The organism is Prevotella aurantiaca (assembly GCF_015262605.1).
Classification (GTDB): Bacteria; Bacteroidota; Bacteroidia; order Bacteroidales; family Bacteroidaceae; genus Prevotella; species Prevotella aurantiaca.
Window position 1 is genome coordinate 1 of the sequence record NZ_JABZSJ010000065.1, and the last position, 13,594, is coordinate 13,594.

Sequence of the window (13,594 nt, forward strand, 5' to 3'; positions counted from 1 at the left end):
CATTACTAAAATCCGTGAGCTTTTCAGCCTACCAAATGTCCATTACGCCTAAAAAAAGCTATAATACTCAGGCTAAAAGACATAAAAAAACCGTTGAACTATTTGAGTTCAACGGAGATTTCTTTAAATGTAAGTAAACTTAATTACTTAACTGTAGCTGTATCAGCGTTAGCCCCTACTGCAGGTGTATCAACCTTGTTTGTATCTTGGCGTGTAGTATCAACCATAGATGTGTCAACCTTAGATGAATCTGTACCTTCAGCTGGTTTACCTTTACCATCGCAAGATGTCAAAGAGATAGCTGCGAAAGCTACTGCTACAAATAATAACTTTTTCATTTTCTTTGCTTTTTAAATCTGTAAAACGATCATTAGTTTCTTAAAACGATGCAAAGGTAGGCATTTTTTTTAATTGTCGCACGTTTTTTAATATTTTTTTTTCACTATTTTTGTAACCATTTTATATTCTATTGATTATTAGACGATTACAGACGTAGATTTTCTGTTAAATATTGCTAATAATGATTTTCAATTACCCATGATGCTCTATTTAAGTCTATAAAGGATAAAGAAAAATGCTTGATTCCTTCAACAAAAAAGAATTAATTATGACAAAACGCAAATATACATGTGAATAAGAGCAAGTTTACATTATTATAAAAAGAACAACCACATATTATTGTACGAACACTTAAAAGTCAGGTATGTCAGGCTATAAAATCATAAAGTCAGACATGTATAAGATGTAAAATTAAGAAGTAGACTTTAAACTTGCAAAATATTCTCAACAAGTATGCTGAAATTTGGAGGTATGGTGGAATAACAGTACCTTTGCAAATTATGATAGATACATCTTCATTTCAAGGTAAAACGGCAAAGTTCTATACCTTAGGGTGCAAACTTAATTTCTCAGAAACAAGTACTTTCGCTCGTATGTTGCGAGAAATGGGCGTACGAGAAGCTAAAAAAGACGAAGTTGCCGATATTTGCCTTATAAATACTTGTTCAGTAACAGAAGTTGCCGACCACAAGTGCCGCCAAGTCATCAATCGAATGGCAAGGCAGAATCCGAATGCTTTTATTGTAGTAACGGGGTGTTATGCCCAACTCGAAAGTGAACGAGTGGCAAATATTCCTGGAGTGAGTTTAGTGTTAGGAAGCAACGAAAAGGCAGATTTAATACAATATTTAAGCGATGCTTGGAACAAATTCGATGGACAAGATCAGCAAGGAACCTTCCATTCTGTAAAGACAAAAGAAATTATTAAGTTCCAACCCAGCTGTTCGAAGGGTAATCGTACACGCTATTTTTTAAAGGTACAAGATGGTTGTAACTACTTCTGTACCTATTGCACGATACCTTATGCACGAGGATTTTCACGTAATCCTGACATTGCATCGTTAGTTCAGCAAGCTAAACAGGCTGCTAAAGAAGGTGGAAAAGAGATTGTACTAACAGGTGTAAACATTGGAGACTTTGGCAGGACAACAGGCGAAAGCTTTCTTGATTTAGTAAAAGCATTAGACCAAATAGAAGGTATTGAACGTTTCCGAATAAGTTCGCTCGAACCAGACCTTATCGATGATAAGCTTATAGAATACTGTGCGCAGTCGCGTGCCTTCATGCCTCATTTCCATATACCACTGCAAAGTGGTTCGGACGAAGTTTTAAAACTAATGCACCGAAGATATGACACAGCATTGTTTGCTCACAAAATAAATCTTATAAAAACAATCACACCCGATGCTTTTATAGGTGTAGACGTTATGGTGGGTTGCCGTGGTGAAGAACCACAATATTTTGAAGACTGCTATAACTTTATTTCAACTTTACCAATCACTCAACTTCACGTATTCCCTTACTCAGAACGTCCAGGCACATCGGCACTTTCCATTCCATACGTTGTAGATGACAAGGAGAAAAAACGTCGAGCACATCAGCTTTTACAACTTTCTGACGAGATGACACATAGATTTTACACAGAGCATATTGGACGCAAAGCCGAGGTATTATTCGAGAAAGCAGTACGCGGAAAGGCTATGCACGGATTTACAAAAAACTATATTCGTGTAGAACTATCTCCTGCACAAGTACAAGAATCATATGATAACCAAATTATGCAAGTGCGCCTTGGCGACTTCAATTTCGATAAATCTGCATTAAAAGTAGAACTGTTATGAAAGTAGCCATTGTTATTTTAAACTGGAATGGGCGCGCTATGCTGCAGCAATACCTGCCATCTGTGGTGCGCTACTCACAAGCAGAAGCGGAAGTTATCGTAGCCGACAATGCTTCGACCGACGATTCTTTGCAATGGCTTGCAGAGAATTTCCCCCACATCAGAACCATCGTACTCGACAAGAACTATGGGTTTGCAGGTGGCTACAATATTGCATTGAAGCAGGTGGAAAGCGATTACTACATTCTGTTGAACAGCGATGTAGAGGTAACACATCATTGGCTGACAACCCTTATCGAAGAAATGGACGCCCACGAAGAGATTGCAGCTTGCCAGCCCAAGCTGCTTGCCGTGCACGACAAGGACGCTTTCGAGTATGCAGGAGCTTCGGGCGGGTTCCTCGACAAGTATGGTTATCCTTACTGTCGTGGCAGAATATTCGACAAAGTGGAAAAAGACAACGGGCAATACGATACCAATTCCGAAATATTCTGGGCTACGGGAGCTTGCCTTATGATACGTTCAAAAGACTATTGGGCGGTAGGCGGACTCGACGAACGCTTCTTTGCGCACAGCGAAGAAATAGACCTTTGCTGGCGTTTGCAGCTTGCCGGACGAAAAATATATTGCTTTCCAACCAGCTATGTCTACCATGTAGGAGGCGGAACATTGCCCAAATCTAATTCAAGAAAGACTTTTTTGAACTTCCGCAACAATCTAACAATGTTATGGAAGAATCTTCCTGAGGAAGAATTAAAGTCTATAATGCGTAAAAGATGGGCGCTTGACTATCTCGCAGCTTTCCAAATGCTGCTATTGAAATTAAACTTGGGCGACTTCTTAGCAGTAATAAAAGCAAGAAGAGCATTCAAGAAATGGCGCAATACGTTTGAACATACAAAACAAAAAGGTTACAAAGACAAGCGCACACCCTACTCTATCCTTTGGCAATATTATGCTAAGAAGAGTGATACTTTCGACAAATTAAAAGACATATAAGTGTTAAAAAAATACACAATTACACCAATTATAAGCCGAAAACAAAGAAAATTACATAACGTATTTTAAGATCTTTAGCTAATTAGTTGCATTATTAAATACTTTTTAGTACTTTTGCGGACGATAACAGCATTTCAAATAAGTAAAGAAAATACAAGTGAATAAGTTCTATTATATATTGCTAGCATTTTGCATAGCTCTAAATAGTTGCCATATAAAACTTTCATCTGAAGATGAAAGTGCCAATGACAACATTGTAGAGATAGAACGTTACGACCGTTTACAATACCGTTATCTTACTACGGGAGACTTTTCTGCATTGCAACAAATGAATTCCGAGTATCCAATGGAAACTCGTACACTTATTGAAGACGTTGTCCAACTTGGCAATACAACAGACCCTGACATCAATACAAAATTCTTAAAGTTTTACCAAGATACTACTTTACAAGCACTGATCGCATCTGTTGAGTCGGAATATGCTAATGTTGACGACCTTAACGAGCAACTAAGTGTAGCTTTTAAGCACTTAACGCATAAGCTTCCTAACTTAGAGATACCACGCATTTATGCCCAAATATCGGCATTAGACCAAAGTATTGTTGTTGGAAATGGTACAGTAGGTGTATCACTTGATAAATATTTAGGCGAAAAATTCCCACTATATCAGAAATATTACTCACCATTACAACGTCAACAAATGACACGCGAGCATATTGTCTCCGATTGTATTTCGTTCTATTTAATGAGTGTTTATCAACTAAAAGAATCCGATAAACGACCTCAATTAGAGCGTGATCTTCACATAGGAAAGATAAATTGGGTCGTTAACCAAGCTTTAGGCCGACGTACTTTCCGTACAAAATATGTTGTTGCAGTGGAAAATTATATGCAGGAACATCGTAAAACCTCATATGATGAACTGTTGAAAATAACTGATTTTTCAAAGTTTAAAGTGCTTTAAACTTGAATGGTACGCCTCTTATTTATTCATTATAGCGACATTTTGACTTAACAAAATGACAACAGAATTATGTTCTGGATACATTTTTCGAGGATATAATCTTCTTCCCTCTACTGGATCATAAGAGTTAATATACCTTTAAAAACAAGCTACTTATCCTTACGAAAAATCATAGCTAAGCTTTGACTTTGCAATAGATCCCATTTTGAACAACAAAAGTGCCTGTTTTGCGAGGCAAAATAGGTACTTTTATAATATAAAACCGATTGTTTTACATTACCCTGATAACTAGAAAGATACACGACACCATGTGTTTCCAAGTGAATTTACACTCTTTATCTCTTTTTCTAACTTATAAAACAATTTGCGAAAGTAAAAATAAGGTAGCTGGAAAGTGTATTATCCCATTATAAAAAGTGAACTATGAATTTTGTTGCCTCGTTACTCAAACAGCATCTAAACAACTCAAGAAAAGTTGAAACGTCATAGAATAAAAAAAGAGCACTTTATTAAAAGTACTCTTAGATAGTTAATTGCTATTATTTTTGAGCCTCTTGTCGGATTCGAACCAACGACCCCGAGATTACAAATCACGTGCTCTGGCCAACTGAGCTAAAGAGGCGGAGGTGGGCAAGCTACTCTTATCGCGTCGCTACAACCTTCTGCCCTTGCTACGTTCCCATCCTGGGGGATTAAAAGGGAGCTGACCGTAAAAGACTTGCCCATATTATCTTTTCATTTCTGAAAAGCCAATGCAAAGATAGAAAGAATAATTGAAATAAAACAAGTTCGTGGCACTCTTTTTGCGTTTTTAACAAAAAAACATAATTTCACAATAGCTATACCTTATTTATAATATAATTTCTGTATTTTTGCAGTATGAAATATGAGGAGATAACACAACTCCGTGCCTACGCACGATATGATGGAATATATTTAGCTATTGTATGGGCAGCAAGTTTCACTTGCTTCTTAGCATCGCCTTTACTTGCAATATTAGGAACATTTAGTTCCCTAATTACATTATCTACCCCATTTTTTGTAGCTTACAGACTAAAGATTTACAGAGAAATTGGACTAAAAGGTATCATCTCGTTCAAACGTGCTTACTTCTATTGTATGCGTGTTTTTATGAATGCTGCCCTACTTTTCAGTTTGTTACAATGGCTCTATATGACCTTTTTAGATCATGGAAAGGTGATAAATATAATATCGGCGATAACATCTTTGCCTGAATACGATAGCTTTTTTACAGCCTTAGGAATAAGTAGGGAGGAATTTACAGCGACTCTACCTGAAGCTTTCTCTCCAACTACAATGGTGATAAACAGCTTGATGTACGAAGTTCTCTTTGGCGCAATCATCAGTCTTATCGTGTCAAGCATTATGGCTCGGAATACAAAATAAAAGAAACAATACTTGAAGAAATACAATATATGGACATATCTGTTATAGTACCGCTCTACAACGAAGACGAAAGTTTGCCAGAATTGCACGCTTGGATTTGTAGAGTAATGAATGCCAACCACTTCACTTATGAGGTTATCTTTGTAAACGATGGCTCTACAGACAAAAGTTGGGAAGTTATTCAACAACTCAGCAAAGAAGATAAAAACGTGCGTGGTATAAAGTTTCGCAGGAACTACGGCAAGAGTCCTGCTCTATTCTGTGGCTTTAAAGAAGCTCAAGGAGATGTTATTATAACAATGGATGCAGATCTTCAAGACTCTCCTGACGAGATTCCAGAACTATATAAGATGATTACTGAAGAAGGCTACGACCTTGTAAGTGGTTACAAACAGAAACGTTACGATCCACTAACAAAGACCATTCCGACCAAACTCTTCAATGCAACAGCACGTAAAATAAGTGGTATTAAAAACTTACACGACTTCAACTGTGGACTGAAAGCATATAGAAAAGCTGTTGTGAAGAATATTGAGGTGTACGGAGAGATGCATCGTTATATACCATACTTAGCAAAAGAGGCTGGGTTTAAGAAGATTGGTGAAAAGATTGTACACCATCAAGCACGCAAATATGGCACTACAAAATTTGGCATTAATCGTTTTTTTAATGGTTACCTCGACCTTATAACACTTTGGTTCTTGACTAATTTCGGTAAGAAACCAATGCATGTATTTGGTTTGTTGGGCAGTTTTGTATTCTTCATAGGTCTTATTGCTTTCCTTTTTCTCATCATTGAAAAGGTAATTAACCTACTAAATGGTGTTTATGGCGACTTACTCACAAACCATGCAACGTTCTTTGTCGCTCTTACAGCTATGATTTTAGGTACGCAACTCTTCCTTGCAGGCTTCTTAGGCGACTTAATTAGCCGTAACAGCGATAGACGAAACGACTATTTAATAGAAGAAGAAATAAACTTATAGAACAAAGAAAGGTTTAAGAATATGGTATTTACCATATTCTTAAACCTTTCCTCCTTGTTATTTATTCCTCAACTGATAAACACAGATAAATAATGAATAAGATAACAAATAAAAAGCTATTATGGCAGCTTCCTTTCTTGACATTGCTCATCATAGGTTCCATTTTCATTATAACACAACAACGTTCTACTCCCTATCAGTACAACGAAGGACAGGTTTTTGGTACATTTTACCATATAACATACCAAAACGACCAAGACTTACAGAAAGAAATTGAAGCCGAACTCAAGAAGATAGACAACTCTTTGTCTACTTTTAATAATCAATCTGTCATCTCAAAAGTGAACAATAACGAAGTAACAAAACTCGATGAACCATTTATAGAGATCTTCGACAAAGCGAAAGCAATATCAAAAGAGACTGACGGAGCTTTCGATATAACAGTTGCACCACTGGTAAACCTATGGGGGTTTGGTTTTAAACAAGGAACAACACCATCTAAGCAACAGATTGATAGTTTAAAGCAACTCGTTGGTTACGAAAAAGTTTCGCTTATAATGGGCAAGAGAATAAAAAAAACTGATCAACGTATCATGCTTGATTGCTCTGCTATTGCTAAAGGTTACGGCTCAGATGTGATTGCAAGGCTATTCAAAAAGTATGATATTAAGAACTTTATGATAGAGATTGGTGGTGAAATCGTCGTTAGTGGAAACAGCGAAAGCCGTGTTCCATGGAAGATTGGAGTAAATAAACCTATCGAAGACAGCACCAATACGAACACAGAACTACAAACAGTTCTCAACATTACCAACAAAGCTATGGCAACAAGTGGTAATTATCGTAACTTCTACTATAAGGGTGGAAAGAAATTTGCACACACAATTGACCCTAAAACAGGTTATCCTGTGCAACATTCTCTTCTTTCAGCGACTGTTTTAGCAGCCGATTGTGCTACTGCTGACGCCTATGCCACTGCCTTTATGGTTATGGGAATGGAAAGATCTAAGAAGGTTTTGGAAAAGCATAAGGAGCTTATGGCATACTTCATCTATTCTGACCATCAAGGTAAACTAAAGGTTTGGTATAGTCCAGAACTGGAAAAGAAAATTGTTCAGTAAATAATTACTGATAAAGAAATACTCCAAAACGAATGCTTCAGATATACGATAAACTTCTTGAACTACCTTTGTTCCTTGGTATTGGAGCTACTGATTTAGCAGAAATCGTTAGTACAACCAAGTTTGGATTTCTTAAATTGAAACCCAAAGAGATATTAGTAAAGGAAAACGACAAGGGTGGTAGGCTATATTTCCTTATGGATGGCAAACTCATAGTAGAAAGTCATGCAGACAACCATAGCTACAGTGTCATTGAAGAAATAACAGCTCCCACTGCCATACAGCCTGAGCGTTTATTCGGATTGGTACAATTTTACTCCAAAACTTTCGTTGCAGCAACTAAATGCAATATATTATACATTGATAAAAGCGAAGTTTTAAACCTCACAAACAATTATCTCATCTTCCGTTTAAACCTCTTGAATATGCTTTCCACACAGGCACAACGTTGTAGTCGCATACCTTGGCAGCAGCATCCAAAGGACATTCAAGAGAAATTTGTTTACTTTGTAAGAACACATTGCGACCATCCTGCAGGCAAAAAAACTATTAAAATAAATATGCAAACCTTAGCTAATGAATTGCATGAAAGTAGGCTTAACGTCTCAAAAATGTTGAATGCTTTAAACAAAAATAATACTATCGCATTGACACGAAGCGAGATTAACATTCCTTCATTAGAAAAATTGCGTTAAATGTGTTATACTCTTTTGCTTATACATAGTTTTTTCAGTAACTTTGTAGCATATTAGAGAGAAAGCAAAACATGACAGAAAATACAAACACGGAGGGACAGCAACGCCTGAATCCCTTCTTTGAGCCATACAATACTCCACACGAAACTGTTCCATTCGACAAAATAACGCTTGCCGATTACGAGGAAGCTATGTTAGAAGGAATTCGCCGTGAGGACGAACAAATAGAGAAAACAATAAACGACCCTGAAGAGCCTACTTTCGAAAATACACTTATCCGTGAAGATGAAGTGGAAGGACGCAAGCATTACTACGACCTCCTTTCACGTGTCGAAAGTGTGTTCTTCAATATGTTAAGTGCAGAAACTAACGACGAAATGGACGCTTTGGCACAGAAGATGAGTCCAATTCTAACAAAACATGCTAACGATATAAGCCTTAACCCCAAACTTTTCGAGCGTATAAAGGCTGTTTATGAAAAGCACCGCGAACTTACTCCCGAAGAAAACAAACTACTTGAAGAAAGCTATGATGGCTTTGTTCGCAGCGGTGCATTACTGAGTGAAGACGACAAAGATAAGCTTCGCAAACTTACAGAAGAGGCCAGCATGTTATCATTGAACTTCTCACAAAATGTATTAAAGGAGAACAAAGCATACAAACTCCACATCACAGATGAGCAAAAGCTTGAAGGTCTGCCTAAGTCTATTCGTGAGTCAGCTGCTGCAACAGCAAAAGAGCAAGGTCTTGAAGGTTGGGTATTTACATTAGATGCGCCAAGTTATGGTCCGTTCCTAATGTATAGTACGCAGCGAGATCTACGAAAAGAACTCTACATGGCACATAATACGCTTTGTATTAAGGCTAACTCGGAAAACAATATTAATATTTGCAAACGATTGGTGAACCTTCGTAGAGAAACAGCACAGTTGTTAGGATACGAAAGTTATGCCGATTTTGTGATGAAATATCGTATGGCCAGCAATGTAAAGAATGTCTATAACTTACTTGACAACCTTATTGATGCATACAAACCAACGGCTATTAAAGAATACAACGAACTATGTGAGATGGCGACAAAGCAAGAAGGGGACGACTTTAAGATGATGCCATGGGACACAGCATACTATGCGCATCAGCTGAAATTGGCAAAATACAACCTCGATCCAGAAGTTTTGCGCCCTTACTTCGAAGTAAACAACGTAATAAAAGGCGTATTTGGACTGGCTACTCGCCTTTATGGAATTACCTTTAAAGAGAATAAAGACATTCCTGTTTACCATTCTGACGTGAAACCCTATGAGGTTTACGACAAAGATGGTAGTTATCTAGCAGTGCTTTATGTAGACTTTTTCCCGCGAAAAGGCAAGCGTGCGGGTGCATGGATGACAGAATACCAAGGACAACGAATCACAAAAGAAGGTAAAAACATACGTCCGCACGTATCGTTAGTAATGAACTTTTCAAAGCCTACCGAAGATAAACCAGCATTACTACGCTTAGGTGAGGTTACAACATTCCTACACGAGTTTGGCCATTCACTACATGGTATTTTTGCAAACAGTCGTTTTGAAAGTCAGTCGGGAACTAATGTATGGTGGGATTTCGTAGAGCTCCCATCGCAATTTATGGAAAACTTTGCAGTAGAGAAGGATTTCCTGCGAACTTTTGCTTTCCATTACGAAACGGGAGAGCCTATGTCTGATGAACTCATTGAGAAAATTATAGCCAGCCAGAACTTCAATGTTGCAATGGCTTGTCTACGTCAAGTTAGCTTTGGTCTGTTAGATATGGCATACTATACACAGCAAGAGGATCTTAAAGAGGATATAATTCCATTTGAGAAAAAGGCATGGGAAAAAGCCATTATCGGTGAACAGATAGACGGAACCTGTATGACTACGCAGTTCTCTCATATCATGTCTGGTGGTTATGCAGCTGGATATTACAGCTATAAGTGGGCTGAAGTACTTGACGCTGATGCTTTTAGCCTATTCAAAAAGAATGGTATATTCGACCAAGCTACTGCTCAGAGCTTCCGAGACAATGTTCTTTCAAAAGGTAGTACTGAGCATCCTATGGTGCTGTACAAACGCTTCCGTGGACAAGAGCCTACTATTGATGCGCTCTTGGAACGCAATGGTATAACAAAATCAAACTAAAGGAACAACATATATCCATATATAAGAAGAAAACATGAAGATGGAAAAGCAAACACTTCTCGACTATCGCTACCTACGTATGGCGCGTGTTTGGGCAGAGAATTCCTACTGCCAACGTCGCCAAGTGGGTGCACTGGTAGTGAAAGACAAGATGATTATCAGTGATGGATACAACGGAACACCTAGCGGTTTCGAGAATATTTGCGAAGATCAAGATGGTATTACTAAACCATACGTATTGCATGCCGAAGCTAATGCAATAACCAAGCTGGCTCGAAGTGGCAATAACAGTGACGGTTCAACACTTTACGTAACAGCTTCGCCTTGCATTGAATGTGCGAAACTTATCATTCAATCGGGCATTAAGCGTGTGGTATATGGAGAAAAATACAGACTTACCGAAGGCATCGACCTACTTGAGCGTGCTAATATAGAGGTTGAATATTTAAATCTTGAAGACTATGAGTCAGAACAAGAATAATCGTTTCATGCCGTTGTGGCTGGCATTGTGTGTTGTTATCGGAGTGCTTGTTGGAACATTCTATGCCAATCACTTTTCAGGAAACCGCCTAAATATAATTAATAGCGGTAGTAGTAGGTTGAGTAACTTACTACATATCATTGATGACCAGTATGTTGACTCGGTTAATATTGATGAATTGGTAGACAAAGCTCTACCTCAAATCCTTGCAGAACTTGACCCCCACTCAGTTTATATCAGTGCTAAAGATGTGCAAATGGCAACAGAAGACTTAAAAGGTTCGTTCTCCGGAGTAGGTATAGAGTTCACTATTCAGCAAGATACCCTACACGTTCAGAATGTTATAAAGAACGGACCAGCAGACAAGACAGGCGTTCTTGCAGGCGATAAGATTGTTAGTATCGATGACAAACCATTTGTTGGAGATAGCGTTACCAACGAAGAAGCACAGCATAGACTAAAAGGGCCGAAAGGTTCTAAGGTTAAAATCGGTGTAAAACGCTTTGGAGAGAAAAACGTTAAGTATTTCGTGCTTACCCGAAACGATATCACTATGAAGAGTATTTCAGCAACTTACATGCTCAACGACTCTATCGGATATATCCGGATAAAGAATTTTGGCGAACGAACTTATGCTGAAATGCTGACAGCACTACAACAACTAAACCTTCAAGGAGCTGACAAATTGGTTATAGACTTGCGTGATAACTCTGGCGGATACCTTGAAAGTGCAGTTCACATGACTGAAGAATTTTTGAAAAAGGACCAACTTATAGTTTACACGCAGGGGCGAAAGAGTCCGCGACGTGAATATAGAAGCCGCGGAAAAGGTAGTTATCAGCACATTCCTTTGGTAGTACTCATTAACGAAGGGTCTGCATCTGCTTCTGAAATCTTTGCAGGAGCCATTCAAGACAACGATCGTGGTACAATCGTAGGCCGCCGTTCGTTTGGTAAAGGTCTGGTGCAGCAGCAAATACAATTCCCCGATGGCAGTATGATTCGCCTAACTATAGCGCGCTATTACACCCCTTCTGGACGTTGTATACAAAAGCCTTTCAAGCCAGGAGGGCTTGCTGCATACGAACAAGATATGATGACACGCTACCAACATGGAGAGTTCTTCTCACAAGATAGCATTAAACATACAGGTCCAGCCTATCACACAAACAACGGACGTATTGTTTATGGTGGCGGAGGCATTACGCCTGACATCTTCATACCAGAAGATACGAGCGACATAACATCATATTACAAGGAGGCAGCAATGCGTGGACTCATTCTGCAATTTGCTTTCAAATATACTGATGATAATCGTCAGACACTGAATAAGTATCCTGATTTGATTACTTTATCAGACTATTTAAAAGGTAATAATCTTGTAAACGACTTTGCAAACTATGCTGAAAAGAATGGATTGCAGCGGAGAAACAACCTAATTCATAAGTCACATTCATTATTAGAGAACTATATTAACAGCCGCATTATCTATAATATGCTAGATGAGCAAGCGTGGAACCAGTATCTAAATCGTGATAATGATATGATAAAAGCGGCTATTAAAGTTTTAAATAGCGGCGAGGCATTCCCAAAGGCACCTATTAAAGGGGGGGGAATGGCAAATAATAAACAAAGTAAAACTACATAAAACATGATGAGGCTTATCGAGTCGAAACGACTTGATAAGCCTCATTTTCGTTTCAAACAAGCCCACATAATCTTACTTATTATGAATAAATCAGAGTTAAGAAAAGAAATCAGAATTCGTAAGCGTCAATATACACAAGAGCAGCTTAAAGTTCTATCTGCACCTATCATTGAACGATTGCGCCATCATCCTAAACTTATTGCTGCAAAAACCATAATGCTTTACCACTCATTGCCCGATGAAGTATTCACTCACACCTTTGTAGACGAAATGGTAGAAGCTGGCAAAGATGTGTTATTGCCTGTTGTTATCAGCGAAACAGAAATGGAAATACGTCGTTATACAGGGGCTAAGGATATGGCAATAAGTTCGTTTCATATCTTAGAACCCATTGGCGAACTCTTTAGTGACTACGAAAGTATTGAGTTCATAGCTGTTCCTGGTATGAGCTTTGATGCTGACCGAAACCGCCTCGGACGCGGAAAAGGATATTACGACCGCTTTTTAAAGCAAGCTAAACGAGCATACAAATTAGGTGTTTGTTTTGATTTCCAAAAACTCAATAGTATCCCTACCGACCAATATGATGAGAAAGTAGACGAAGTTCTTTAATTAGTCGTCCCTTAAAAACTATATTTCAGTATAAAGTTTGTATTGACAAGCTTTATGCTGATTCTTTTTATAAGGTCCAAAAGAACTCTCATAGCTCTTTTGAAGTTATATGCTGCTGCAGCTAATAATACATTGATAGCATCTCCTTTCACACCTTTATAAAAGTTGCGAGATAATCGGTGGTCTGCTTTAAGATGTCCTATCGTTGGCTCTATACCAGCTCGTTTACAAAATAACTTGTGTTTCTTTCTCTTTTGGTAGTAGCTGTCTTTAGCTTTAGGAATATCTGGGATGAGTATCTTTGTCTGCCCAATCTGCTTTATACCTCTATACCCTCTAT

At 38.2% G+C, this 13,594-nt stretch carries 13 protein-coding genes, 1 tRNA gene and 1 other RNA gene; 11 read left to right on the top strand and 4 right to left on the bottom strand.

Annotation, left to right across the window (positions count from 1 at the left end):
* Positions 1-143: 143 nt before the first annotated feature.
* Complete coding sequence (locus tag HXN26_RS09595; RefSeq protein WP_024999967.1) at positions 144-338, bottom strand: hypothetical protein; 195 nt, start codon at positions 336-338, stop codon at positions 144-146.
* A 501-nt stretch (positions 339-839) separates the two neighbouring features.
* On the opposite strand from HXN26_RS09595, the gene mtaB reads away from it, so the two are divergent.
* From mtaB to HXN26_RS09610, 3 genes are all read left to right on the top strand, one after another.
* Positions 840-2,180 carry a tRNA (N(6)-L-threonylcarbamoyladenosine(37)-C(2))-methylthiotransferase MtaB gene (gene mtaB, locus HXN26_RS09600; protein ID WP_273160961.1) on the top strand — a complete coding sequence of 447 codons (1,341 nt, stop codon included), beginning with the start codon at positions 840-842 and terminating at the stop codon, positions 2,178-2,180.
* The gene (locus HXN26_RS09605; protein WP_024999965.1) at positions 2,177-3,178 is read left to right on the top strand and encodes a glycosyltransferase family 2 protein; all 1,002 of its coding nucleotides are present in this window, start codon (positions 2,177-2,179) and stop codon (positions 3,176-3,178) included. Before mtaB ends, HXN26_RS09605 begins: the two co-directional genes overlap by 4 nt.
* Positions 3,179-3,335: 157 nt before the next feature.
* The gene (locus HXN26_RS09610; protein ID WP_024999964.1) at positions 3,336-4,142 is read left to right on the top strand and encodes a gliding motility protein GldB-related protein; all 807 of its coding nucleotides are present in this window, start codon (positions 3,336-3,338) and stop codon (positions 4,140-4,142) included.
* A gap of 548 nt (positions 4,143-4,690) precedes the next feature.
* Here the strand turns inward: HXN26_RS09610 and HXN26_RS09615 are convergent.
* Both HXN26_RS09615 and ffs read right to left on the bottom strand, forming a co-directional pair.
* Positions 4,691-4,764, bottom strand: a tRNA-Thr gene (locus HXN26_RS09615).
* 3 nt (positions 4,765-4,767) lie between these two features.
* An RNA gene (gene ffs / locus HXN26_RS09620) (signal recognition particle sRNA small type) lies at positions 4,768-4,866 on the bottom strand.
* 155 nt (positions 4,867-5,021) lie between these two features.
* Here ffs and HXN26_RS09625 point away from each other — a divergent pair.
* The 8 genes from HXN26_RS09625 to HXN26_RS09660 all read left to right on the top strand — a co-directional run bounded on the left by HXN26_RS09625 (position 5,022) and on the right by HXN26_RS09660 (position 13,254).
* Positions 5,022-5,549 carry a DUF4199 domain-containing protein gene (locus HXN26_RS09625; RefSeq protein ID WP_024999963.1) on the top strand — a complete coding sequence of 176 codons (528 nt, stop codon included), beginning with the start codon at positions 5,022-5,024 and terminating at the stop codon, positions 5,547-5,549.
* Positions 5,550-5,578: 29 nt separating this feature from the next.
* The gene (locus HXN26_RS09630) at positions 5,579-6,535 is read left to right on the top strand and encodes a glycosyltransferase family 2 protein (protein ID WP_024999962.1); all 957 of its coding nucleotides are present in this window, start codon (positions 5,579-5,581) and stop codon (positions 6,533-6,535) included.
* Positions 6,536-6,627: 92 nt separating this feature from the next.
* Positions 6,628-7,656 (top strand): FAD:protein FMN transferase, encoded by a 1,029-nt coding sequence (locus HXN26_RS09635; protein WP_273160964.1) that lies wholly within the window; start codon positions 6,628-6,630, stop codon positions 7,654-7,656.
* Between the two features lie 32 nt (positions 7,657-7,688).
* Positions 7,689-8,351, top strand: coding sequence for a Crp/Fnr family transcriptional regulator (locus HXN26_RS09640; protein ID WP_024999960.1), 663 nt, complete (start codon positions 7,689-7,691; stop codon positions 8,349-8,351).
* A gap of 71 nt (positions 8,352-8,422) precedes the next feature.
* Positions 8,423-10,513, top strand: coding sequence for a M3 family metallopeptidase (locus HXN26_RS09645; RefSeq protein ID WP_273160966.1), 2,091 nt, complete (start codon positions 8,423-8,425; stop codon positions 10,511-10,513).
* Between the two features lie 34 nt (positions 10,514-10,547).
* On the top strand, positions 10,548-10,994 hold the full coding sequence (locus HXN26_RS09650) for a deoxycytidylate deaminase (RefSeq protein WP_024999959.1): 447 nt from the start codon (positions 10,548-10,550) through the stop codon (positions 10,992-10,994).
* Entirely contained in the window at positions 10,975-12,642 is a 1,668-nt protein-coding gene (locus HXN26_RS09655; RefSeq protein ID WP_273160969.1) for a S41 family peptidase, read from the top strand. Before HXN26_RS09650 ends, HXN26_RS09655 begins: the two co-directional genes overlap by 20 nt.
* A gap of 81 nt (positions 12,643-12,723) precedes the next feature.
* A complete protein-coding gene (locus tag HXN26_RS09660; protein ID WP_273160973.1) occupies positions 12,724-13,254 on the top strand; it encodes a 5-formyltetrahydrofolate cyclo-ligase in 531 nt (176 codons plus the stop codon).
* 11 nt (positions 13,255-13,265) lie between these two features.
* Here the strand turns inward: HXN26_RS09660 and HXN26_RS09665 are convergent.
* On the bottom strand, positions 13,266-13,594 hold a 329-nt coding region (locus HXN26_RS09665), incomplete at its 5' end, for a transposase (RefSeq protein WP_273160971.1).

What these genes read in the sequence shown, in the direction of transcription:
- HXN26_RS09660 (WP_273160973.1), top strand. Translation starts at nt 12,724, where the DNA reads ATGAATAAATCAGAGTTAAGAAAAGAAATCAGAATTCGTAAGCGTCAA.
- HXN26_RS09605 (WP_024999965.1), top strand. Translation starts at nt 2,177, where the DNA reads ATGAAAGTAGCCATTGTTATTTTAAACTGGAATGGGCGCGCTATGCTG.
- HXN26_RS09640 (WP_024999960.1), top strand. Translation starts at nt 7,689, where the DNA reads ATGCTTCAGATATACGATAAACTTCTTGAACTACCTTTGTTCCTTGGT.
- HXN26_RS09655 (WP_273160969.1), top strand. Translation starts at nt 10,975, where the DNA reads ATGAGTCAGAACAAGAATAATCGTTTCATGCCGTTGTGGCTGGCATTG.
- mtaB (WP_273160961.1), top strand. Translation starts at nt 840, where the DNA reads ATGATAGATACATCTTCATTTCAAGGTAAAACGGCAAAGTTCTATACC.
- HXN26_RS09595 (WP_024999967.1), bottom strand. Translation starts at nt 338, where the DNA reads ATGAAAAAGTTATTATTTGTAGCAGTAGCTTTCGCAGCTATCTCTTTG.
- HXN26_RS09645 (WP_273160966.1), top strand. Translation starts at nt 8,423, where the DNA reads ATGACAGAAAATACAAACACGGAGGGACAGCAACGCCTGAATCCCTTC.
- HXN26_RS09650 (WP_024999959.1), top strand. Translation starts at nt 10,548, where the DNA reads ATGAAGATGGAAAAGCAAACACTTCTCGACTATCGCTACCTACGTATG.
- HXN26_RS09635 (WP_273160964.1), top strand. Translation starts at nt 6,628, where the DNA reads ATGAATAAGATAACAAATAAAAAGCTATTATGGCAGCTTCCTTTCTTG.
- HXN26_RS09630 (WP_024999962.1), top strand. Translation starts at nt 5,579, where the DNA reads ATGGACATATCTGTTATAGTACCGCTCTACAACGAAGACGAAAGTTTG.
- HXN26_RS09625 (WP_024999963.1), top strand. Translation starts at nt 5,022, where the DNA reads ATGAAATATGAGGAGATAACACAACTCCGTGCCTACGCACGATATGAT.